Source organism: Paenibacillus sp. 32352, from assembly GCF_002042965.1.
Lineage (GTDB): Bacteria > Bacillota > Bacilli > Paenibacillales > NBRC-103111 > Paenibacillus_S > Paenibacillus_S vulneris.
Genome location: NZ_MZNT01000005.1, coordinates 177,854 through 200,086 on the forward strand (window position 1 = coordinate 177,854; position 22,233 = coordinate 200,086).

Sequence of the window (22,233 nt, forward strand, 5' to 3'; positions counted from 1 at the left end):
GCAATCTTGTATGTACCCTGCTGCTACGAAATGTTCGTATTATCGGCTGGCAGAGCTGGAGGGGTTTTACGTTTGAATTTACTACGTATCGAATCCATCATGCCGTCCATCAATGTATAAACTACAGGAACAAGAAGCAAGGTAACCATCGTGGATAGCGTCAAGCCGAAGGCCACTACGGTTGCCATGGAAGCTTGAGCTTCCGCGCCTTCCCCGAAACCGATGACAAGAGGCAGCATGGCGAGAACCGTTGTGCCCGTCGTCATCAAAATAGGTCTTAACCGAATTCGCCCCGCTTCTATCAGGGCATCGAACAGGGTGTAGCCTCTTTTTCTCAGCTGATTCGTATAGTCGACAAGAACAATGGCATTGTTCACCACGATCCCCATCAGCATAATCATCCCCATGACCGAGTTCATGTTAATGGTTCGGTTGGTCAGGTACAACCCGAGAATCGCACCGATAAACGTCGGCGGCAAAGAAAACATAATAATGAAAGGGCCATATAACGATTCAAATTGGCTCGCCATGACCATGTACACCAGTACGACCGACAGCCCCAGCATTAAATACAAGCTCTTAAACGTGTCGTTCGATTGGCTCTTGGACGTCAAACTGATCGAGTACCCGTCAGGAGGCTGGATTGTGTCCAAACGTTCTTGGACCACCTTCTCCACATCGCCGATAGCCGCGCCGGATACGGAGGCTTGAACCGTAGTTAACCGCTGCTGGTTAATATGGCGAATTTGCGCAGGGCTAGATCCCGGTGTGACTTTTGCAATGGCGCTAACCGGAATTTGCGCTCCCGATGAGGTGTTCAGGACCACTTGATTCAGGTTCTCCAGGTTGTTCGTAAATTCCGTCGGATATTTCACAAGGACGGAAATTTGGGCGTCCCCTGTTTTGAAGTTGGTAGCCACTGAGCCTTGATAAGCCGTTCTGATGGCTGTCATGACCTCACGAACGGAAATGCCGTAATAGGCAGCCGCATCACGGTCAATGGTCATATCATATGCCGGTATGCTGCGCTCCATCGTATTTTGGACACTGCGCAGGGTTGGGATATTGCGCATTTCTTCTGCAACCATATCGCCAAGCTTGCTTAACACGGTCATATCCGGCCCGTTCAGGTTCACTGTAATGTCGGCTCCGCCGCCTCCGCCAAGACCAGGCAACCGGACAGAGGAACGGCTGTTAACCGAAATCTGCGCTCCGGGATTCCCTTGAGTCATATTGCGGATCTGCTCAACGATCTGCTCTGTCTTCAGCTTCCGTTCGTCTATCGGCTTCAAGGTGACGCTGATATTCGCCGAGTTGGTTGCCGAGCTTTGGAAAGCTCCGCCGCCGGCGCTGCCGACTGTGGTAAAGATCGTATCGATATCATCAATGCTCTTGATCTGCTCTTCGATTTTGCTGGTCAGAGCGTTCGTGATCTCGAACTTGGTTCCTTGAGCCAAACTGATATTAATGTTCAGCTGGCCTTCATCCGATCTCGGCATCATCTCGGTACCGACGAATTTAGCCAGGTATACGCTGCCTCCCAGCATTCCGACAGTGATGAGGATGATGACCCACCGGTGTCCGAGCGACCAGCGCAGCAAGCCGATATAGCCTTTGGTGAACCGGTTCATGCCGCGGCCGAACCAGACAGCCGGGTTATAGGAACGCCCTTCCGGCAGAGATTCGTCATGATGCTTGGTCAAAATTTTGGCTGCCAGCATCGGCACCAGGGTAATTGCCGCGAACAATGCGGCAATATGGGAAAAGCTGACGGTTAAAGCCATCGGAACGAAGAAATTTTTAATCATCCCGTCAATGAACACGGTTGGGGCAAATACGGCAATCTGTGCCAAAGCCGACGCCAGTACGGCGGTTCCTACTTCGGCGGTTCCCTTTTTGGCCGCTTCTGCAGGAGGAAGTCCCTCCTCTTTCTTCCTGTAGATGCTCTCGAGAACGACGACGGCAAAATCCACAAGGGAGCCCAAGCCTAGCGCCAGGCCGCCCAGGGTTATCGTATTGATCGTCTGATGCGAGAAATACATCATGCTGAACGTACTGATAACCGATATCGGAATGACAACGCCGATAATCAATGTAGCGCGGATACTGTTCAGGAACAGCATCAGAATAATGATGGAGAATACAGCTCCCAAGAGCGTATGCTCAATAACCGTATTGATGGAGCTCTTAATAAATTTGGATGAATCATTAAGAACGGCGAGCTTCACGCCGTCGGGAAGCTTGCTCTGAATATCCCCCATAGCGGCCCGGATATTATCGGCTACCTTCACCGTGTTGCCGTCCGATTGCTTCAACACCGACAATCCGACGCTCTGTTCCCCGTTGCGGCGGGAATCATAAGTAATATCCTGGTACGTATCAATAATCTTGCCTAGCTCGCCCAACTCCAGGGACTGGCCTCTCGACAGCTGCACACGTACCTTCTCGATTTCAGCTGTCGATTTGAATTCCCCGCTGATTCTTAACGGTACGAGCTGATCCCCTTTATAGACGAGCCCGGCATCCATAGACTGGTTGTCATTGCTTAAAGCTTGGGTAACCTGGTTGAACGTAATGCCGTACTGAGTCAGCTTGTTCTGGTCAACCAGCAATTGAATTTGCCGCACCCGTCCTCCGCTGACGCCAACCGAAGCAACGCCTTCCACACGCTGTACGGCGGGGCTGACAACGTTATCGGCCAAATCGCGCAGCGTGATTAAGTCGACATCCTTGCCGTACAGCGATAAGCTCAATATCGGCTGGCTGTTCGGATCCGCCTTGGATACTACAGGAGCGTCCGCATCGGCCGGCAGCTGCCTCCTGACCCGGTCCAAGCGGTCCCGCATCGCCAAGGTCGCTTCGCTAATATCCGTCCCGAAGTTGAATTGCACCGTGACGTTACTGCTTCCGGTTCGTGAGTTCGAGGTAACCGATGAAACGTTGGCTATCGTGGCCATGGAGGCTTCAACACGCTTGGTAACCTGATTCTCCACTTGTCCCGGCGAAGCCCCCGGCCAGCTCACGGATACCGTGGCCGTCGGAATCTCCATATTAGGATACAAATCTACGGGCAATAACGGCGCCGCGATCGATCCCAATATCGTTAAAGCAATCATAATCATCAGTATCGTGACGGGACGATTGACTGAAAAATTCGCTAAATTCACTGACCGCCACCTGCTCCCGTTGGACCGGCTGTACCGCCATTCGAATTAGCGGGACGATTCGTCGGAGCCTGCTCTTTCGAAGTCTCCCCCCGCTCCTTCGCTTTTTCGCCTTGAGGCTTGTCTCCCTGCTTTTTCTCCTCTTGCTTCTCCTGCTTTTTGTCTGTTTGCGCAGGTTTATCGCCCTCGGCCGGCTTGTCTCCTTGCGCCGGTTTGTCGCCCTGGGCAGGCTTGCTATTTTGCTGGCCTGGCTGATTGGTCTGTTGACCTTGCTGTTTTTGACCATTGGGTTGGCCCTGCTGTCCCTGCTGGCCTTGTGGCCTTTGCCCTTGCTGGCCTTGTTGGCCCTGCTGACCCTGCGGCTTCTGTCCGTTCGTCTGGCCTTCCTGGCCTGGCTGTACCACTTGAACGCTCGCTTTATCAGACAACAGCTCCTGGCCCTTCACTACGAGCTCGTCTCCCTCGCTTAATCCGCTTGTAACTTCAAACTGGGAGCTTGTCATCGTTCCGATCTTCACGGTCACCTTCTTCGCTTTACCGTCCTTCACGATAAATGCAGCGGTCCCGTTAGGCTGGCTCAATACGGCGTCTGCCGGCACCATGATGGATTGCCGCCCCTCACTCTTCAGGCTGGAAGTGGCAAACATGCCGGGGAGCAGTTCTCCCTTAGGATCGTCTATTTTAATATCCACCCCGTAGGCTTTGGTAACGGAGTCAAGGGTCGGACGAATCGCGCTTACAACGCCGTCAAATGTCTTATTCAAAGTGGGAACATTGACCTTCATTTCCATCCCTTTTTTAATTTTGCCTATGCTGGATTCCGGAATGTTTACTGTTGCCTGCGTCGGGTTCAGGGCAGCTATGGAAATGATATTGCCGTTGTTGCCCGCATTTTGACCTACCGGGGTATTGATTGCGGTTACAACTCCGTCCACCGGCGATACCAAGACACCATCCTGCAGCTGTTCATTCAATATTCTCAAGCTCGATGCGGCCTGCTCATATTGCGCAGAGCTAACGGCTATGGCATCGGTGGACTTGGCCGATTGTAGAGCCTGCTCCGACTGGGCAACCTGCGCTTTACTAACGTTCAGGCTAAGCTCCTGAGTCGATTGGGCGTTCGCAAGCGAAAGCTGATCCTTCTGAAGCGACTGCTGGTTGGATTCCAGAATCACCGACAGCGTGTTCTGCGCATTCGCCAAGGTGATCGTGTCCCGATTCAGCTGCTCCTGTGCAATTTGAACCGTCTGTGAGTTTTGAGCCGCTTGCAAGTCACCTTGAGCCTTAAGCAAAGCAGAGGTCGCTGAAGTTAAAGCGCTTGGGGTTGTTTGCTGCGCCTGATCCAAATCCAGCTGAGCCTGCTGAAGCTTTTGAAGCGCATTCTCAACATCCGTTGTTTTGGAGGCGGACGCTTCTTTCACATTCTTATAGTTAATGATGGCTTGTTGAAGCTTTAACTGCAGGGAATCCAAAGTATTATTGGAGTTTACTTGCGAAGTCTGGATGCTGTCCTGCTGGGCGTTCAACGTATTTTGTGCGTTAGTAAGATTCGTATTATATGTAGTAATTGCATTATTCAAGCTTTGCTGAGAGATGGCTACCTGCTGCTTGGAGGTTGCAATAGCATTCTGCTGGTCATTTAATGCCTTGTTATAGTTTGCCTGCGAAATGGCAACCTGCTGCTTGGCTGCAGCTACGGCATTCTGCTGGTCGACTATCGCCTTCTCGAGGTTTGCTTTTTGAACAGCCAGCTGTTTCTCAGCGGTTGCCACGCTGTTCGCTTGATCGTTGGTCGTTCTCTGAAGCTGCGCTGCGCTGACAGCCAGTGCGCTCTCCGACTGAGCGATCTGCTGCTGAAGCTGCGTCGTATCGATCTGGGCCAACGGATCCCCTGTCTTGACCCGGTCACCCGGCTTGACCATAATATCGGTTACACGCCCGGCTACACGAGAAGAAACATTGGTTGTGTACTGTGGGGTAATCGAGCCCGTGAAAATTTGTCCGCCGCCCACATCGGATTTCTTGACGACAATCGTTTCTACAGGGAATTGTCTTGCATTGCCACCGCCGCCTCTCTGCGATGTCGGGGCACCTGACTGTCCTGTCTTCGGACTCCCCCAGTTTGTGAAGGTAGCGCCTACAACCGCGATGATAGCAATTACCGCGATCGCGGCAACCACCCACTTTTTGGATACATTCTGGATCCACCTGATCATTCCCATACCTCCATGTATTCATGCCCGTCTTCCTCCAAGGATCTGCTCCTGCTATGAGGGGGGCCTTGCTGCCAAGGCCAACGAAACAAGGTGCTCGATGCACCAGATATCATCAACTTAGCGCACATTCATGATGAAACTATGATATAAATGTGAAAAAAGTGTAAAAAAAAGGACACATTTGAACCTTTTACAATAGCATTAGGTTCCCATATGTCCTTAACTAATGTTGATAAATAAAAAGAACCCCTTTCGGAGTTCTTTTCGCGGTGAATTGATTTTTGAATGTTGCCTCGATCCTTCCAAAAGCCGGTGATTACCTCATTCACCTTATTGCAGTACTCGTACTACACTAACGTGTCTTTGGCACATCCCTCCGCTTCTATCTGGAGTCTACCACAATATTCCCGGAATGCTTCGTTGAAACGTTCAACGGAACCACACCTCTCTTTTCACCGCTAACTATATTATCACCCGATGGTTATTGTTCTATTCATCGCTTTTATTTTTCTTTAATAATAACTTTGGTTCCCAGCGGGATATGCCGGTACAGCCACTCGACATCCCGATTATGCATACGGACACAGCCTGATGAGGCATGGCTCCCTATGGAATAAGGACGGTTGGTTCCGTGAATTCCGTACATGTAACCTCCGGTCCCGGGAACACTTAAACCAAGCCATCGGGTGCCGAGAGGATTCTGGGGATGACCACCGGGAATTTTCTTGCGGACGTAATAGGGCTTAACGATTTTGGTGACAATATGAAATTCGCCGACCGGCGTCAAGTCCTTTCTCCTCCCGGTTGCTACGGAGAAGTAGTAATGGGGGCGCCCGTTCACGTAGACGACCAAGGTGTTATTTTTCTTATTGATTTCAATGTATACCCCTTCCTCTTGGAGGGCTTCCAAAGGAACGGCGGATGGAGCAGCCGAAGCGCTCCCGGGACCTATCCCCAATAAGCTGAGAAACAAGCAGATGATAACGAGAACCGGCGTTTTAATAAGCTTCAATTGAACCCATCCTTTGCCTATTATGCACGGTTATTGTTCTCTTTCGCATCCGCGGATATGTATGGCCATACGAAATGGAACAGCGCCGTGTTATCGCCCTTCCCCCAAATCGCATGGCTTTCTTCTATTTAATAGCACCCGCCGTAATTCCGCCGGCAATCTGTCTTTGAAACAGCACATAGAAAACCAGAACGGGCAGCATCGAAATCAATAAAGCGGCGAACAGCGGCCCCCATTCCGTCCGGTACTGCATCTCCCCCTGCATAATGGCTATGCCGACCGGCAATGTATATTTGGCTGGGTCGTTAATAAAAACGGTCCCCATGATGTATTCGTTCCAAATATTGAGCACGTTCATAATACTGACCGATATGATCCCTGGTCGAGCCAAAGGTAGCATGATCTGGAAAAAGGTGCGGTAATGGCTTGCCCCGTCAATGAAGGCCGCCTCCTCCATTTCTCTGGGAAGCGACTTAAAGAACCCGACCAGTACGAATACCCCAAAAGGCAGCGCTCCCATTCCATAAACCAGACTCAGTCCAAATAAACTGTTAATCAAATGCAGATCATTCAATAAAAAGAACAGCGGGATCAACCCGAGGATCATTGGAATCATCATAGTGGCCATATAAGCGGTGTACAGCAAGCCGCTGCCTCTGAATGTATATCTGGCCAAGACATAAGCGGTGGTTGCGGCCAGCAATGCGGCCAAAATCGTGCTTAAGACCGTCACCAGCAAGGAATTCAGAAAATATCCTCCGATATGGTATTTTTCCCATACATAAGAATAGTTCGACCACACCAGCGGGAGCTTCGGCAAATCCCACGGCTTTCCCTGCATAAACTGCGCATTATCCTTTAATGCTCCAAGCACCGTCCATACTAAGGGGTACAAAACACATACGGTCCATATTGCTAATATCAGCTTCATGCAAAATCCGAGCAGCGGGCTCCTGATCTCAGTTCTCATGCGTATCCCCTTTCCTTCTAGGTGATCTCTATCACATCGCGCCTCATTAATCGCTGCAGCGCTATGGTCGTAATCAGCGAAAGCACGAGAATAAGAACGCCAATCGCTGCGGCATATCCCATATGAAACTGCTTGAAGCCCATCTGGTATAAATAAGAGCCCATAACCTGCGTAGCGTTATCGGGGCCGCCTTCGGTCATGATCGTTACGATGATGAAGGAGCCGTTCAAGGTCGTCATAACAATCGATAAAATGGACACCTTCAGCTGCTCCCAAATAAGCGGCAGCGTCACGTGCCAGAATTGCTCCCATTGGGATGCGCCGTCGATTTGGGCCGCTTCATACAAAGCGTCAGATATGCTCAAGATCGCAGCGATCAGCAAAATCATATAAAAACCGATCCCTGCCCAAATCGTCGGGGGCAACAGCGACCACATGGCGAACCGCTCGTCACCGAGCCAAGGAATATTCACCGGCTCGCTTGAAAATAGCGATAGGAATGAATTCAAAAACCCAAGGTTCGGGTTATACACATACCTCCATAGCACACCGATGACGACAACCGAAATAACATTCGGAAAAAAGAAGATGACGCGAAAAAATGCAGCCCTTCGAATGGGAAACCGGGTTAATGCTACTGCGAACAGGGTCGCCAAAAGCATGATGCCGATCACTTTCCAAAACAACAGAAAATAATCGTTGTAAATGGCTGTACGTATGACAGGATCAGCAATCAGATCGCGAAAATTTTGCAGGCCGATGAAATCCATATGCTCCGAGCTGCCGGACCAATCATACAAGCTGATATAGATTCCCTTAACAATCGGGTACACCGTAAATACGCAGAACAACAGCAATGTCGGAAGGATAAACGATGCGACAAACAACGTTCTTTTGGCTTTGGCGCTCATGATCGTTACCAGCCTTTTCTTGATTATGGTTCGGGCGGGAAGGAAGGAGCCTAATTAGCCCTCTTTCCCCCCTTTGAAAAACGATTATTTACTTGCCCTTGCCTTCTCTGCAGCCTTTTCCAAACGGTCCGCCCATTCCGCAGGTGTGATCTTGCTCGTAGTCAATGCCACAATCGCATCGTTTCTCGCTTTTTCCACGTCAGCAGGCAGCACGACCTCCGGAGCGACAACTGTATTAGGCGAATTGTAATATTTCATAGCGGATTTCACGACATTGCTTGCTTTGGACGATTCCAGATCCGCCTTCACATTCATAAGCGCACCGGTTAATTCCGCCCATCGTACCGCATGCTGCTTGGTGAACAGGAATTGGATGAACGCTTTGGCAGCCTCCGGATTTTTTGCCTTTTTGGCTACCGCAATCGTGCTTGTATACGGAATGGCGATATACTTGCCGCCCTTCTCTTGCGAGATGGAAGGAATGAAGCCAAAATCAAAGCCCTGCGGAATGTCCTTCTTCATCTCGTTTTCCAGCCATAATCCATTAGGAATAAAGGCCGCCTTATGCTGGAGCCATAATGCTTGGGAATCCGTATGGTTTAGGGAAACGGAGCCCGGATCGATAAAGCCTTTGTCGCGCAGCTGAACTATCTTATCCAAAGCCTTCATGACGGGCTCGCTCTTGAAAATGCCTGGCTCGAGAGAAGCGACCTTTTTCAAAATCGATGCATCATCTTTATTAGCCGATACGGTGGCCGAATCGAGCAAACCTCCCGCAATATAGTACGGGTACACCCCTGTATGAATATACGGCATCATGCCAGAGGCTTTGATTTTGCCGGATACGGCAAGGAAGCTTTCAAAATCCTTTGGCTCCTCCCATCCGTTTTTCGTAAATAACGCCTTGTCATAAAAGGTCCCCCACGAGCCGAACACGAGCGGAACCGTATGGTTTTTACCCGGCTCGTACTCCTCCGGCTTCGATATGAGAAGATCGGACAGCTTCTCCCCGTCGGCATTTTTCAAGTCCTTAAGCCAATCCGTTATGTCCAGTAATTGATCATCTTTCACCATTTGCCTTGCATTAGCCCCTGCTCCATCAATGTAGACAAAATCGGGCGGGTTGCCTTGGATCCAGCGAGGCTTCATTTGGTCATTAATTTTGGCTCCGGCGGATTCTTTAATTTTCAGATCAGGGTATTTCTTTTGAAATTCTGCTATCATTTCCTTCCACCATGCGTCGCCATACCCGCCGACAAAGTATTGAATCTCAAAATCACCTGTCAGCTTTTTATCGGAAGACGCTTCACCGCCGCTAGGGGCGGCACTCACCGCCGGTTTGGCGTCCGTACCCGGCTTCGTATTCCCCCCGGAAGGCTGTGCGGCCGGTGCCCCGCAGCCCGCTGCTGACAGTACGAACGTTCCCGCCAAAGCCCAATGTAACCACTTCTTTTTTTTCATCATCATGCCTCGCTCCCTTTTCACTTCATGAAATGGACCCAAGAACCTCTCATCGGACAAGCAAAAAAGGGCATAGTCAGGGGATCTATACAGTTCCCCATAACTAATGCCCTCGAAAGGTAACACGTTATGTGATGAAAGTGTTCATTTGTCGTCTATACTATAGCACCTGAAATTACGGAACGTCAAGAAGGATTTGAAAATTTGATTCGTATCCTTATTCATTGCAAGGACTGGATTGAAATCGCTTCCACTTTGATTATACTCTTTCCTGGTGCGGCAGGTAAAGCATGAATTTCCATCATTATTGCAGATCGGCCGCGGAAGAAAGCAGCTGCTGTCTGTATTTATTCGGCGACATGTTCATGGCCATTTTGAAGGTCCTATAAAACGTGGGCAGCGACTCGTAACCAACTTCAAAGCATATGGAGGCAATATCTTTATCCGATTCGGCAAGCAGCTTCTTGGCAAGTCCCATCCTTACCTCCGCCAAATATTGCATAGGAGTCATCTGATATTCCTTCTTAAAGATTTTGTTCATCTGACGAATGCTAATGCCGAGCTTGCCGCTGAGCTCTTCTGAAGTCACCGGCTCGTAATAATGCAGGTCAATGTAATTCCGGATCCGTTCCGCTCTTAAACCGTTGGCATCCTGCACCTGCTTGGATTCCTTGGCACGAACCATCAGCAAATAAATATCCTGAATCAAGTTATGCATAGCCCAGCTGCTAAGCGGATCCGCCTGCTTCTGTTCGAACAATAGCTTTCTAAGCATCAGCCGCATTTCACTTGCGTGAAAGGCATTCAGCTTTAGGAGCTCGGACCGGGTGAACCTGTACGGCTTCCACTCTTGATGCAGACCATTCTGCTCCAGATCGTCAAAAGCGAGAACGAGCAGCGTCAAATGGGAATCAGAAGAGACGGCATGTCTGGATCGAGGGTAGATGTATGCCGCATTATCTTGTTCAAAAGCATATTGCTGCCCATCAAGCCAAATACTGCCTTCGCCTTCGATGGCGTATAAAATCTGCACATTATCGTGATGATGAATTTTGATTTCATAGCTTTCCTGATGCTTGCTTTCGTACAAATGAATACCAATCATTGTCAAAGCCCGCCTTGTGAGCGTATTCAACCGATGGAAGATTCACCTCCGCATCGTTGTTACCCTATTTTACCGTGTTTGCCTGACGGCAACAAGCCGAGTGCCTGAAACGCAAACATCCCTCAGCTGACAGGAGCTGAAGGATAACTGCTTGAATTCCGTTATTTGATTCTCCTCAATGGGGGATGCTTGCGCTTGCCGGTGAATAACCCGAATAACCATTTTCTTTCCCGCTTCTTATGCCTCTGGACCTTCGTTCCCACTTGTTCATCAGCCGGAACGTCGGACTCAGGCCAAAAATATTGACATACGAAATCCGCATCCATCGGTTAGGACACCGCCTTCAAAAGAAAGATCGTTCCTTGCACCTTGTACTTTGGCGAATACGAAATCCATCATCCGTTGCGTGGAGAGATCATTATAATCAAGAAAAGGCCGGATATTACACGTGCTTGATAAATCGATCCTTCGTTAACGCGAAGACATCATCCCCGCTCATATCCCAAATGGTCCGGTTGAAAATCTCAACCTCAATGGGGCCATGATACCCGGCGGCTTCGACAGCGCTCCGCATCCGGCGTAAATCAATAACCCCGTCCCCCATCATTCCGCGACCCATCAACAAATCCGGTGTCGGAACAATCCAATCGGAGACATGAAAGCCTAATATGCGTCCGCTGGCTCTGGAGATTTGTGCGTACAAATCCGGGTCCCACCATACATGGAAGGCGTCGACGACGACACCGCATTGCTCAGGGCTGTACTGCTCTGCAATCGTATTCGCCTGGGCCAGCGTATTGATGACGGAGCGTTCGGCCGCATACATCGGATGAAGCGGCTCAATCCCCAGCTTGATTCCGCAGGATTGTGCGTACGGCATCAGCTGGGCAATGCCGTCCTCCACCATCTGCCTGGCAGCCGCGATATCTTTATCGGGTGCAGGCCCGCAGACTAGCACCAGCACTTCCGCCCCAAGCTCGGCAGCTTCGTCAACGGCTCTACGGTTATCATCGATACGCGCTTGACGTTCTGCCGCGGTCGCTGCCGGGAACATTCCTCCCCGGCAAAGACTGGACACCCGCAAGCCCGCATTTTGAACAAGCCGCTTGCTTTCCGCCAGCCCGGTTTCGGCGACTTTATGGCGCCATAATGCGATCCAGGGCACTTCAGCCCGGGCGCAGCAGTCTACAACCTCCGGCAGGCTTAGCCGGTCGGCTGTTATTTGATTAAAGCTTAACCGCTCTATAGTTTGCATTGGTTCCATGGGGTTACCTCCTTAGAGTTTTTACGGAATAAAAACTTACTTCGTAAGCATAAGCTGAGTTTTTACGAAGTAAAAACTAACTTCGTAAGCGGAGTCTGTTGAAAAAAACATAAAGCCTGAACTATTGCCAATATGCTCCAGTGGGGTATACCCCTCCAGCCGCTATTGAAACCCGCGAAAGGTGATTATTTTTTTGTGGTATTTTCACGGGTTTCAAAGGCGGACGTAAACTCCTCCGAGGCATACCCCACCTCCTTATGTAGCATAGTTCAGGCAAAACAGTTCTTTTCAACAGCCTATTCTTACTCCGTAAGCATTTCGATAAGCAAGAGCTTCCCCCCCTTTATCCTGGATAACCGGAGTAGCCCTTGCTTACGAGATTTTAGATTCCAGCGAGAGTCAAAACATTGCGCATCCGTTCGGCAGCCAAATCCGGATTGACCAGCAAGCCTGCTTTGTCCGCCAGCACGAACAGCTCCGACAGATGAACGACGGATCTTGCGCCCTCGGCTCCGCCGATCATCCGGAAATGGTTTTGATGCCCGTTCAAATAAGCCATAAATACGATACCGGTTTTATAAGCATAGGTCGGCTTCTGGAAGATATGCCTTGACAAGGCTACCGTTGGCTCCAGCAGCGCATTATAACGCGCTTCGTCCCCGGAGTCCAACGCATGAATCGCTGCCGCCGCCGCAGGAGCGATGGCGTCGAAGATTCCGAGCAGAGCGTGGCTGTAGCCTTGCTCGTCCCCGCGAATAAGCGTCGGGTAATTAAAATCGTCCCCTGTGTACATTTTCACATGAGGCGGAAGCAGCCGGCGCATCCGGATCTCCTTCTCGTCATCCAGCAGGGAAATCTTAATCCCGTCCACCTTGTCGGCATGGGAACGAATCACCTTCAGACACACTTCCATGGCCGCGTCCAAATCGCGCTCTCCCCAATACCCGGCTAATGCGGGATCGAACATATCCCCGAGCCAGTGAAGAATGACAGGCTTGGATACCTGGCTCAATATTCGTCCATAGACCCGTTCATAATCCTCCGGCCCCTTGGCGCAAGCAGCCAAAGCGCGGCTCGCCATAAGAATAACCTGCCCTCCAAGCCCTTCCACGAAGGCTACCTGCTCCTCATAAGCTTGCTCCACCTGCTCCAGCGTTACCTGCGGCCCCGGAGCCAGATGATCGGTACCCGCTCCGCATGCAATTCTGCCCTGTACGGCTTGAGCTTCGGCAATAGAACGGCTGATAAGCTGCTTGGCTCGGTACCAATCAAGCCCCATGCCTCTTTGTGCCGTATCCATCGCCTCGGCGACGGAAAGTCCAAGGGACCATAAATGACGGCGATAAGCCAAAGTGGCCTCCCAATCGATCTGAGCATGATTCAAGGGATCCGCATCGGCAAATGGATCACAAACTACATGGGCGGCCGAGAACGCGATGCGGCTTTTCAGCGGGCCTTTGGGCAATTCGATTGGTGCCGATTGTCCCGGCGTATAAGAGTAAAGCGAGCCCCCTGCACGGGGGAGCTGCAATAGACGGCTCATCTCGGTTCCTCCTTATCGTTTGGCCGAAGCCAGCTGATCCTGGGAGACGGTGTCAAGCTTCAGTTCAGGTACGTCCAGCCAGCGGCGCTCTTCCCAAGAACGCAAGCCTAATTCAGCCAGCTGCGTTCCCTTGGCTCCCTCCAGCAGATCCCAAGGGAATGGCGTATCGGCTACGACATGCTTCAAGAACAGCTCCCACTGCACTTTAAATCCGTTATCAAACAGCTGATTGTCAGGTACCTCCTGCCATTGCTCCTCGAATTTGAACGGATTCGGAATATCCGGATTCCATACCGGCTTAGGCGTATTAACGCGGTGCTGAACCTTGCAATCGCGCAGACCGGCTACAGCGCTGCCCTCCGTACCGTCGACCTGAATCGTGAGCAGGTCATCTCTGTTCACGCGAACCGCCCAGGAGGAATTGGCCTGAACCACGATGCCGCCCTCAAGCTCGAAGGTCGCATACGCCGCATCGTCAGCGGTACATTCATAGGTATTACCCTGTTCATCGACGCGCTCAGGAATATGAGTCACTCCCAGGCAAGATACCGAACGAACTTCGCCGAATAAGTTATCCAGCACATATCTCCAGTGAGCGAACATATCGACGATAATGCCGCCGCCGTCTTCTTTGCGATAGTTCCAGGAAGGTCTTTGCGCTTGCTGCCAATCCCCTTCAAACACCCAATAGCCAAATTCCATGCGGACCGACAGGATTCTGCCGAAGAAGCCCGAATCCACCAATCTTTTCAGCTTTAGCAGCCCTGGGAGGAACAGCTTATCCTGAACAACCCCGTTTTTAAGTCCTGCCGAGCGGACCAGCTTCGCCAGCTCTAGCGACTCCTCCAAGTTAGTAGCCGTCGGCTTCTCACAATAAATATGTTTACCGGCCGCAACTGCTTGACGAATGCTTTCGGCGCGGTGTACGGTCGTTTGGGAATCAAAATAAATTGTATTGGCAGGGTCCGCCAGGCATCCGGCCAGATCGGTGCTCCAGCGCGTCAACCCGTGGGCTTCTGCTAACGCTTTCAATTTATGCTCCTGACGTCCCACCAAGATAGGGTCCGGCATGATGACATCCCCGTTAGGCAGAGTCACGCCTCCCTGTTTACGAATCGCGAGAATGGATCGGATCAAATGCTGATTCGTCCCCATACGTCCTGTAACCCCGTTCATAATGATGCCAACATTGTGCACTGTCATTTGTTTAATCCCCTCTCCATTCATGGTTTTGGTATCTTGGATCCACCATGTGCTGCATGGAACCTTCTATAGTTCATACTAGTTGGAAATCACACTTTAGTCTTATCACTTTTAGAACCGGATTCTAACTATTGGAACCGATTCCGACAAAGTCCTCCAATAAAAATAACCCCGCAGGAGCGGGGCCAGATTGTCGAGAAACCTATAAGGCTTGAACTATTGCTAATATACTACGGTGGGGTATGCCCCTCCAGCCGCTGTTGAAACCCGTGAAAGGGATCAGATTTAGTGGTATTTTCACGGGTTTCAAAGGCGGACGTAAACTCTTCCGAGGAATACCCCACCTCCATATTTAGCAAAGTTCTCGCAAAACTAGGTTTCTCGACAGACTCACCCCGCAGGAGCGGGGCTATGATTTCGAAGCCAATATTGGAACCGGAACTTTTTATACAGATATGTCCTCAGGAATACCAGAACAAGGCATATTCCGTCATTACCGAGGCATGACCCATTTGACGCAGCATGGCCGTCAGATTGCCGCGGTGGTATGTGCCGTGATTGACAACCTGCAGGACGATTTCCGAGTAGCTCGTATCCCGAACACCCGCATACGGGTTATCAAGCGTGATTGTTTCTTCCATATTATCCAGAGAGTCCAGGACAGATGCGAATCGCGATGCCAGCTCGGCGTACAAGGATTCCATTTCCAGTACCGTCTTCCCGTACATTTGCTCCTGCAGGGGCAGGGTCAGGGCTAGAGCGTCCGGCATGCTTTTCCCGCTCAATATGTGAAGCCAGCAGAGATCCACGGTATAAATATGGGAGATGACTTTGGACACAGAGCTGAATACGCTTTGTATTTCCCTTGTATACACATCCTCCGGAAGCTCCTTTAAGCGGTTAAACATCGTTTGATTCGCCCATACGTGATAGTCGTACATTTTTCTTGCTTGATTTTCCATAAAATATCGTCTCCCTTTATATACCTAATATATTTGCGTTTATCCTAATAATAAAACAGCTACCCTGACAACAGTCTGTCAGGGTAGCTGCAAGTTTTTTTAGTTCATCACACGGCTGACAATCTTAAGCACCGCATCTCTCGTCAATTTATTTCCGCCAGCAGATAGCAGATTCATGGTTGCATGGGCAAGCGCCAGCGGAATTTTGCAAAACTTTAATGCCGGACCTTCCTTCAGGTCTGCTACGTAGGAGTCGGCGATCTCCAGGTTCCGCCGCGTATACTGCTGCATTTCCTTGAAATCCCAGCCGTCCGGGTAAAAGTCGACGCCGCGTTCAAGATCTTCTTTCCTGTTGCGAAGAATATTTACGGCCTGCAATCCTCTGCCGAAAGCCACGGCCTTATGAAGATCCGACGGCGTACCGTCATACCACAGCCACAACTCGGACAGCATCTCCCCTACCATACCTGCCACACTATAGGTATACCGGTCCAGGTCCTCCTCCGTTTGAATGCTCCAGCCGTTTTGAACCCAATCGGCCATTTGATGGGACATTTTGCCGATATAGGGGACAATAACCGGTAAAGCTGTAGCAGGACATAGCCGTACCCATTCATCCAGCTGGACGGTGACCTCCGGTAGCTTGTCCCGATGCGGGGCCATAACCTTCTGTACCTCTTCCGGGATGGTGCCGGATTGGAATGCATCGCGTACCCCGAGTAATAATTGGACCTTTAACGTATCCGGTAACTGCTCGTGATCTTCAATCTCATCGATGGCTCTCATGCAAAGATACGCAGATGTTACCGCTTCCTTCAAACCTGCTTCCAAGGTGCTGATCGGAATATAAAAAGTACGGCTTGTTTTTTTCAACATGGTCATTGCATCATTAAGGACGATATTATTGATAAGTGCTCCCTCCAAGTATGCGCTTAGCTATTCTCTGTTTGTTAGCATTTATTCAATGATATCACAAAATCATACAGCCAAGCCAAACAAGATTGCATTTTCCGGCAGGATAAACCTGTCAATTCACAAAACCGAAAAACTTCCGCAAACGGCAGCCCCCTGCATTCAAGAAAGTGCAGAGGGCTCAAAATAATAACCTTATTTACTTCATGCGCCAATAAAGGTCGTTCCATCTCAATTCGTTGCGCAGCGACGTAATCGTGCTGCCGAGATTGATTAGGACGGATTCAATTCCTGCCATTTCGGCCCAATCGGCCAGCTGCTCTGCTGTTACAATGTAGGAGAATGCGGTATGATGCGCACCGCCGGCATGAATCCATGCCTCAGCCGCGAGATTTAACGACGGCTGCGGCTTCCAAAGAACGCGAGCTACAGGAAGCTTGGGCATAGCCTGCTCCGGCTTCACCGCATCCACTTCGTTCACAATAAGCCGGAACCGGTTGCCCAAGTCAATGATCGATGCATTGAGCGCCGCACCGTCTCTGCCATCGAAGATAAGCCGTGCAGGATCGGATTTGCCGCCGATCGAGAGGGCATGCACTTCGATTTTAGGGCGAGTTGCGGCAATCGTCGGGCAAACCTCGAGCATATGCGACCCCAGGACCAGTTCATTCCCCGGCTCAAAATGATAGGTATAATCCTCCATGAAGGAAGTACCTACATTGCCTGCGATCAGCTTCATCGTACGTACCAATGCCGCTGTTTTCCAATCCCCTTCTCCTCCGAAGCCGTATCCCTCCGCCATCAAACGCTGGACGGCAAGCCCGGGGAGCTGCTTCATCCCGTGGAGGTCCTCGAACGTAGTCGTGAACGCGCTAAAGCCGCCTTCCTCCAGAAAAGCTTTCATGCCCAGCTCGATTCGGGCCTGCTCCAGAATGGCTTCGCGGATCGGACCTGCTTCGCGTGCTTCCGGAGCGATATCATAAAGATCGTTATACTCCTCGAACAGCCGATTCACTTCGTTCTCCGAAATATCGTTCATTCTTTGAACCAAATCTCCGATGCCATAGCCGTTAACAGACCAGCCGAATTTGATTTGTGCTTCCACTTTATCTCCTTCGGTGACGGCAACCTGACGCATGTTATCGCCGAATCTGGCAACCTTTAGCTGACGTCCTTCCGTATAAGCGACCGCCGTATTCATCCATCCCGCAATACGGCTGCGCACCTGTGCATCTTCCCAATAGCCGACGACCACTTTACGCGCAATCCCCATTCTGGCGCCGATGAAGCCATACTCCCGGTCCCCGTGGGCCGATTGATTCAAATTCATGAAATCCATGTCGATGCTGTCCCATGGGATGTCACGGTTAAACTGCGTATGAAGATGAAGCAGCGGCTTGCGCAGCTCGGTCAGCCCTGCGATCCACATTTTTGCAGGAGAAAAGGTGTGCATCCAGGTTATAATTCCTGCACATGATTCATCGCCGTTAGCCTCGAGACATAATTGGCGAATGGCCTCCGGTGTCGTTAATACCGGCTTGAATATAACCTGGAATGGAATGGCGGGATCTCGATCCAATCCTTCCGTGATTTGCAGTGAATGCGCGTCCACTTCCTTCAGTGTTTCCGGACCGTACAAATACTGACTTCCTGTAACAAACCAGAATGTATAAGGCTTAACGGGGATCATCGTATCATAACCTCCTGAATGAGTTCGTATTTGGTGAATCAAGAGTACACTAGCAATTAACGTACTGCTTCCTTCATCGCTCTTAATCGTTTCATCACATCATTAGCGCCTCGTCCGAAATAATCATGAAGCTTGTTGTATTCCTCGTACAGCTTTTCGTATACGGCTACGTTCTCGGGAATAGGCTTGAACGTTTCTTCCCGCACCCGGGCCATCTTCCCGGCGGCCTCCACGATCGTATCGTACCCTCCGTTGGCGGCTCCTGCAGCCACCGCACCGAACATCGCCGCTCCCAATGCCGGCGTTTGCTTGGAGTCCGCTACTTTGATCTCGCGGTTCGTTACATCCGCATAAATTTGCATGAGCAGGCGGTTTTTTTGCGGCAGCCCGCCGCATGCATACAGTTCGTTTACCGTTACTCCGTTCTCGTGAAACGCATCCACGATTTTTCTTGTGCCGAATGCCGTCGCTTCCAGCAAGGTGCGGTAAATTTCCTCAGGCTTTGTGAGCAAAGTATAGCCGATCAGCATGCCGGAGAGATGGGTGTCAACCAGAACGGAACGGTTTCCGTTCCACCAATCCAGTGCCAACAGGCCCGTTTCTCCCGGCTTGTAGGCCGCCGCTCTTTGCTCCAGCCACTCATGGACGCTAATGCCTTCCGTTTGTGCCGCTTCATGCACATACGCAGGGACGCCTTGCTCCACGTACCAGGCGAAAATATCCCCTACCGCGGATTGCCCCGCTTCGTAGCCCAAATACCCGGGAATAATTCCATCCTCGACTACGCCGCACATGCCTTCGACGTGATGCTCCTCCTCACCAAGCAGCATATGGCAGATTGAAGTCCCCATCGCCATAACCAGCTTGCCGGGGGTCACCACACCGACACCTGGAACAGCCGCATGAGCGTCCACATTGCCGACGGCCACCGCTGTGCCGGGAAGAAGTCCCATCAGCTCAGCCATTTCTGGCGTAAGCTCTCCCGCCTTTGTTCCTAACGGTACGACCTCGCCGCGAAGCTTCGTGCTGGTCAGCTTTTCCAGCCTAGGGTCCAATGCTTTAAAGAACGCTTCGCTCGGATATCCGTCCCGCTTATGCCAGATGGCTTTGTAGCCGGCCGTGCAGCTGTTCCGCTGCGGATTGCCCGTCATCTGGGATACGACCCAATCCGTCGCTTCGAGAAACTGATCGGTCTTGTCGAATATGTAAGGGTCTTCATTAAGAATCTGCCATATTTTTGCAATCATCCATTCCGAAGAAATTTTGCCCCCATAGCGCGGCAGGAAGGCTTCTCCCCGCTCCGCAGCCAGCTCATTAATCCGATTCGCTTCATCCTGCGCCGCATGATGCTTCCATAGCTTGACCCAGCTGTGAGGTCTTTCCCGCAGTTCGGGATCGAAGCATAGTGGATTGCAATTGGAGTCTACCGGCAGCATCGTACAAGCCGTGAAGTCTATCCCCAGACCGATAACATCCGCCGGATTTACGCCGGAAGCCTGAATAATAGCGGGCACGGAGCGTTTGAGCACCTCGATATAATCTCCAGGATGCTGAAGCGCCCAGTCGTGTTCAAGCTTCAATCCCGAGCCCGGAAGCTCTTCATCAATTACATTATGAGGATACGGCGTGACATGATCGGCAACCTCCGTACCATCCGCCAGATCCACCAATACAGCCCGGCCCGATTCAGTACCGTAATCGATCCCTATAGCATATTTTTTAGCCATACGACAAACTGCTCCTCCCTGTATCCTAATCTTGTTTCCATGCCAAATCCCTTACTGCTTTTGTCCGTAATAAGCATTCGCGCCATGCTTGCGCAAAAAATGCCGGTCCAGCAGCGTCTGATCCATCGAAGGAACATGGGTATTTAATGCAATGGTGTGATAGCCGATCTTAGCCACTTCCTCCAGCACGACAGCATTATGTACGGCTTGATGCGGGTCCTTCCCCCAATTGAAAGGAGCATGGGAGTGAACCAGTACACCCGGCACTTGCAGCGGATCGCGTCCCCGGAAGGTCTCGACAATAACGTTGCCGGTTTCAAGCTCATAAGCGCCCTGAATTTCCGCCTCTGTCATAGCTCTCGTGCATGGGACCTCGCCATAAAAGTAATCCGCATGCGTCGTTCCTAAAGCCGGGATCCCCTTACCCGCCTGCGCCCAGCTCGTAGCCCACGGCGAATGGGTATGTACAATGCCTCCGATTTGCGGAAACGCTTTGTACAGCACAAGATGGGTCGGCGTATCCGAGGAAGGCCTCAGCTTTCCCTCCACAATATTGCCTTCGAGATCGACCACAACCAGGTCCTCAGGCTTCAGCTCCTCGTAGGGAACGCCGCTAGGTTTAATAACGACGAGCCCTTGCTCGCGATCGATACCGCTTACATTCCCCCAAGTGAACGTAACAAGGCCGTATTTCGGCAAATCCAGATTCGCTTCCCATACGGCCTGTTTGAGTTGTAATAACAACTTGTATCAACACCTTTCTGAAAAATAGAATAAGTCCGATACTGTTATTATATATTTGTACGTACAATTTTTCTACCATTATTTTATCGCTGCTGTCGATTCTCTTATAATGAGCTGCGGTGTAATGATCTGATGCATCTCTGCGTTTGCATGTCCTTGTTCAACAATCCTCATTAACATCTCCGCAGCCAGGGTCCCCATCTCATCCTTGGGATGCGTTAGGGTCGTCAGCTTCACCTCCGTGGCCACCGCCAGCGGCGAATCGTCGAAGCCGACTATCGAGATCTCGTCAGGCACGCTTAAACCCGCCTGTCTTGTGGCTTCCAGAAGCATTACCGCCAGCTCGTCGTTATAGCATACGAATGCGGTAGGACGGTTCGGCTGGTCGTTCAGCATCCTTAACCCCGCCTCGAACGGCTTCTTCGCCTTAGTCTCCGTCGTGTAATGAATGACAGCCTCAGGCGGCAGCGGAATCTGGTAGTCCTGATGCGCTTTAATAAATCCTTTGAGGCGATTGACACCCTGCAAATCGTCCATCTTGAAGAAGCCGGCGATGTTTCGGTGTCCCAGCTTGATCAGGTGCTCAGCAGCTAAATAGCCCCCCGCCTCATCGTCCACCTTAATGTACGGACAATTTATCTCCGGGTACGTTTCGTTGATCATCAAGAATGGAATGTTATGGTAATTCAGTGTCAAATAGTAGCTTAGATTCGGGTTGCCCTCCGCACTCTTGGTCGGCTCGATAATAAGCCCGCTTAACGGCTGACTCATCATCATCTGCAAGCTTTCTCTTTCCTTGTCCTTGTCGTTATCCGTACTGGACAACAGCATGCGGTATCCTTTGCTGCGCAAAGCCGCTTCGGCCCCGCGTACGATGTGCGGGAAAATATAATCGGAAATGTAGGTCGTAATAATCCCGATCGTCTGTACGTCCTGCTGCTTCCGGGCCGTTTGCGGATTGGAGACGAAGGTGCCCTTCCCCTGCACCCGGTAAATCCATCCCTCCTGCTCCAGCACACCGAACGTCTGCCGTACCGTTTGTCTGCTCATCTGAAACTGCTCGGCAATCTCATGTTCCGTCGGCATCTGGTCGTCCGGCTTGAGCTTGCCTGATTGAAGCCACGTTAAAATCTCCTGCTTTAATTGCATATACTTGGGCTGCTGCTTGACGTCTGTCATAGGTCACCTCGAATAGAACCGCTGCTTCTACGCTTATCGTTCAAATTTTTACGTTCATTATATCATTATTCAAAGTTGTAAGTACATATTATCCATGGTGACCCTCCGATAATGAACTTCTTTCTTCTTTACTAGGAAGCTTCGATTGATCAAAAATAAAAAAAGGCTGC

General features: G+C 50.8%; 16 protein-coding genes. All 16 read right to left on the bottom strand.

The features are described 5' to 3' along the window. Nucleotides 1-23 precede the first annotated feature (23 nt). The gene (locus B1728_RS13920; RefSeq protein WP_079910828.1) at nt 24-3,167 is read right to left on the bottom strand and encodes an efflux RND transporter permease subunit; all 3,144 of its coding nucleotides are present in this window, start codon (nt 3,165-3,167) and stop codon (nt 24-26) included. Then, a complete protein-coding gene (locus tag B1728_RS13925) occupies nt 3,164-5,380 on the bottom strand; it encodes an efflux RND transporter periplasmic adaptor subunit (RefSeq protein ID WP_179136010.1) in 2,217 nt (738 codons plus the stop codon). The genes B1728_RS13920 and B1728_RS13925 overlap by 4 nt, the downstream gene beginning before the upstream one ends. 502 nt (nt 5,381-5,882) lie before the next feature. Beyond that, nucleotides 5,883-6,392, bottom strand: coding sequence for a L,D-transpeptidase (locus B1728_RS13930; RefSeq protein ID WP_079910830.1), 510 nt, complete (start codon nt 6,390-6,392; stop codon nt 5,883-5,885). Nucleotides 6,393-6,516: 124 nt separating this feature from the next. Continuing rightward, nucleotides 6,517-7,362, bottom strand: a complete 846-nt coding sequence (locus tag B1728_RS13935; RefSeq protein ID WP_079910831.1) for a carbohydrate ABC transporter permease — start codon at nt 7,360-7,362, stop codon at nt 6,517-6,519. A gap of 17 nt (nt 7,363-7,379) precedes the next feature. After that, the gene (locus B1728_RS13940) at nt 7,380-8,273 is read right to left on the bottom strand and encodes a carbohydrate ABC transporter permease (RefSeq protein WP_079910832.1); all 894 of its coding nucleotides are present in this window, start codon (nt 8,271-8,273) and stop codon (nt 7,380-7,382) included. 84 nt (nt 8,274-8,357) lie between these two features. Next, a complete protein-coding gene (locus tag B1728_RS13945) occupies nt 8,358-9,734 on the bottom strand; it encodes an extracellular solute-binding protein (protein WP_079911053.1) in 1,377 nt (458 codons plus the stop codon). Between the two features lie 304 nt (nt 9,735-10,038). Continuing rightward, entirely contained in the window at nt 10,039-10,839 is an 801-nt protein-coding gene (locus B1728_RS13950) for a helix-turn-helix transcriptional regulator (RefSeq protein WP_079910833.1), read from the bottom strand. Between the two features lie 442 nt (nt 10,840-11,281). After that, nucleotides 11,282-12,103: a sugar phosphate isomerase/epimerase family protein gene (locus tag B1728_RS13955; RefSeq protein WP_079910834.1), complete on the bottom strand. Its 822-nt coding sequence runs from the start codon at nt 12,101-12,103 to the stop codon at nt 11,282-11,284. A 382-nt stretch (nt 12,104-12,485) separates the two neighbouring features. Next, a complete protein-coding gene (locus tag B1728_RS13960) occupies nt 12,486-13,646 on the bottom strand; it encodes a dihydrodipicolinate synthase family protein (protein WP_079910835.1) in 1,161 nt (386 codons plus the stop codon). A gap of 12 nt (nt 13,647-13,658) precedes the next feature. Beyond that, nucleotides 13,659-14,849 carry a Gfo/Idh/MocA family protein gene (locus B1728_RS13965; RefSeq protein ID WP_079910836.1) on the bottom strand — a complete coding sequence of 397 codons (1,191 nt, stop codon included), beginning with the start codon at nt 14,847-14,849 and terminating at the stop codon, nt 13,659-13,661. 461 nt (nt 14,850-15,310) lie between these two features. Continuing rightward, nucleotides 15,311-15,811 (bottom strand): DinB family protein, encoded by a 501-nt coding sequence (locus B1728_RS13970; RefSeq protein ID WP_079910837.1) that lies wholly within the window; start codon nt 15,809-15,811, stop codon nt 15,311-15,313. A 99-nt stretch (nt 15,812-15,910) separates the two neighbouring features. After that, nucleotides 15,911-16,693, bottom strand: a complete 783-nt coding sequence (locus B1728_RS13975) for a squalene/phytoene synthase family protein (protein WP_079910838.1) — start codon at nt 16,691-16,693, stop codon at nt 15,911-15,913. A gap of 229 nt (nt 16,694-16,922) precedes the next feature. Then, nucleotides 16,923-18,413, bottom strand: a complete 1,491-nt coding sequence (gene araA / locus B1728_RS13980; protein WP_079910839.1) for an L-arabinose isomerase — start codon at nt 18,411-18,413, stop codon at nt 16,923-16,925. A gap of 56 nt (nt 18,414-18,469) precedes the next feature. Continuing rightward, on the bottom strand, nt 18,470-20,140 hold the full coding sequence (locus tag B1728_RS13985; protein WP_079910840.1) for a ribulokinase: 1,671 nt from the start codon (nt 20,138-20,140) through the stop codon (nt 18,470-18,472). A gap of 51 nt (nt 20,141-20,191) precedes the next feature. Next, nucleotides 20,192-20,884, bottom strand: coding sequence for an L-ribulose-5-phosphate 4-epimerase (gene araD / locus B1728_RS13990; protein ID WP_079910841.1), 693 nt, complete (start codon nt 20,882-20,884; stop codon nt 20,192-20,194). A gap of 78 nt (nt 20,885-20,962) precedes the next feature. Continuing rightward, the gene (locus B1728_RS13995; protein ID WP_079910842.1) at nt 20,963-22,063 is read right to left on the bottom strand and encodes a GntR family transcriptional regulator; all 1,101 of its coding nucleotides are present in this window, start codon (nt 22,061-22,063) and stop codon (nt 20,963-20,965) included. Between the last annotated feature and the right edge of the window lie 170 nt (nt 22,064-22,233).

Excerpts from the sequence above, each read along its gene's own strand:
- B1728_RS13925 (WP_179136010.1), bottom strand. The coding sequence starts at position 5,380 with ATGATCAGGTGGATCCAGAATGTATCCAAAAAGTGGGTGGTTGCCGCG.
- B1728_RS13935 (WP_079910831.1), bottom strand. The coding sequence starts at position 7,362 with ATGAGAACTGAGATCAGGAGCCCGCTGCTCGGATTTTGCATGAAGCTG.
- B1728_RS13940 (WP_079910832.1), bottom strand. The coding sequence starts at position 8,273 with ATGAGCGCCAAAGCCAAAAGAACGTTGTTTGTCGCATCGTTTATCCTT.
- B1728_RS13945 (WP_079911053.1), bottom strand. The coding sequence starts at position 9,734 with ATGAAAAAAAAGAAGTGGTTACATTGGGCTTTGGCGGGAACGTTCGTA.
- B1728_RS13950 (WP_079910833.1), bottom strand. The coding sequence starts at position 10,839 with ATGATTGGTATTCATTTGTACGAAAGCAAGCATCAGGAAAGCTATGAA.
- B1728_RS13955 (WP_079910834.1), bottom strand. The coding sequence starts at position 12,103 with ATGGAACCAATGCAAACTATAGAGCGGTTAAGCTTTAATCAAATAACA.
- B1728_RS13960 (WP_079910835.1), bottom strand. The coding sequence starts at position 13,646 with ATGAGCCGTCTATTGCAGCTCCCCCGTGCAGGGGGCTCGCTTTACTCT.
- B1728_RS13965 (WP_079910836.1), bottom strand. The coding sequence starts at position 14,849 with ATGACAGTGCACAATGTTGGCATCATTATGAACGGGGTTACAGGACGT.
- B1728_RS13970 (WP_079910837.1), bottom strand. The coding sequence starts at position 15,811 with ATGGAAAATCAAGCAAGAAAAATGTACGACTATCACGTATGGGCGAAT.
- B1728_RS13975 (WP_079910838.1), bottom strand. The coding sequence starts at position 16,693 with ATGACCATGTTGAAAAAAACAAGCCGTACTTTTTATATTCCGATCAGC.
- araA (WP_079910839.1), bottom strand. The coding sequence starts at position 18,413 with ATGATCCCCGTTAAGCCTTATACATTCTGGTTTGTTACAGGAAGTCAG.
- B1728_RS13985 (WP_079910840.1), bottom strand. The coding sequence starts at position 20,140 with ATGGCTAAAAAATATGCTATAGGGATCGATTACGGTACTGAATCGGGC.
- B1728_RS13995 (WP_079910842.1), bottom strand. The coding sequence starts at position 22,063 with ATGACAGACGTCAAGCAGCAGCCCAAGTATATGCAATTAAAGCAGGAG.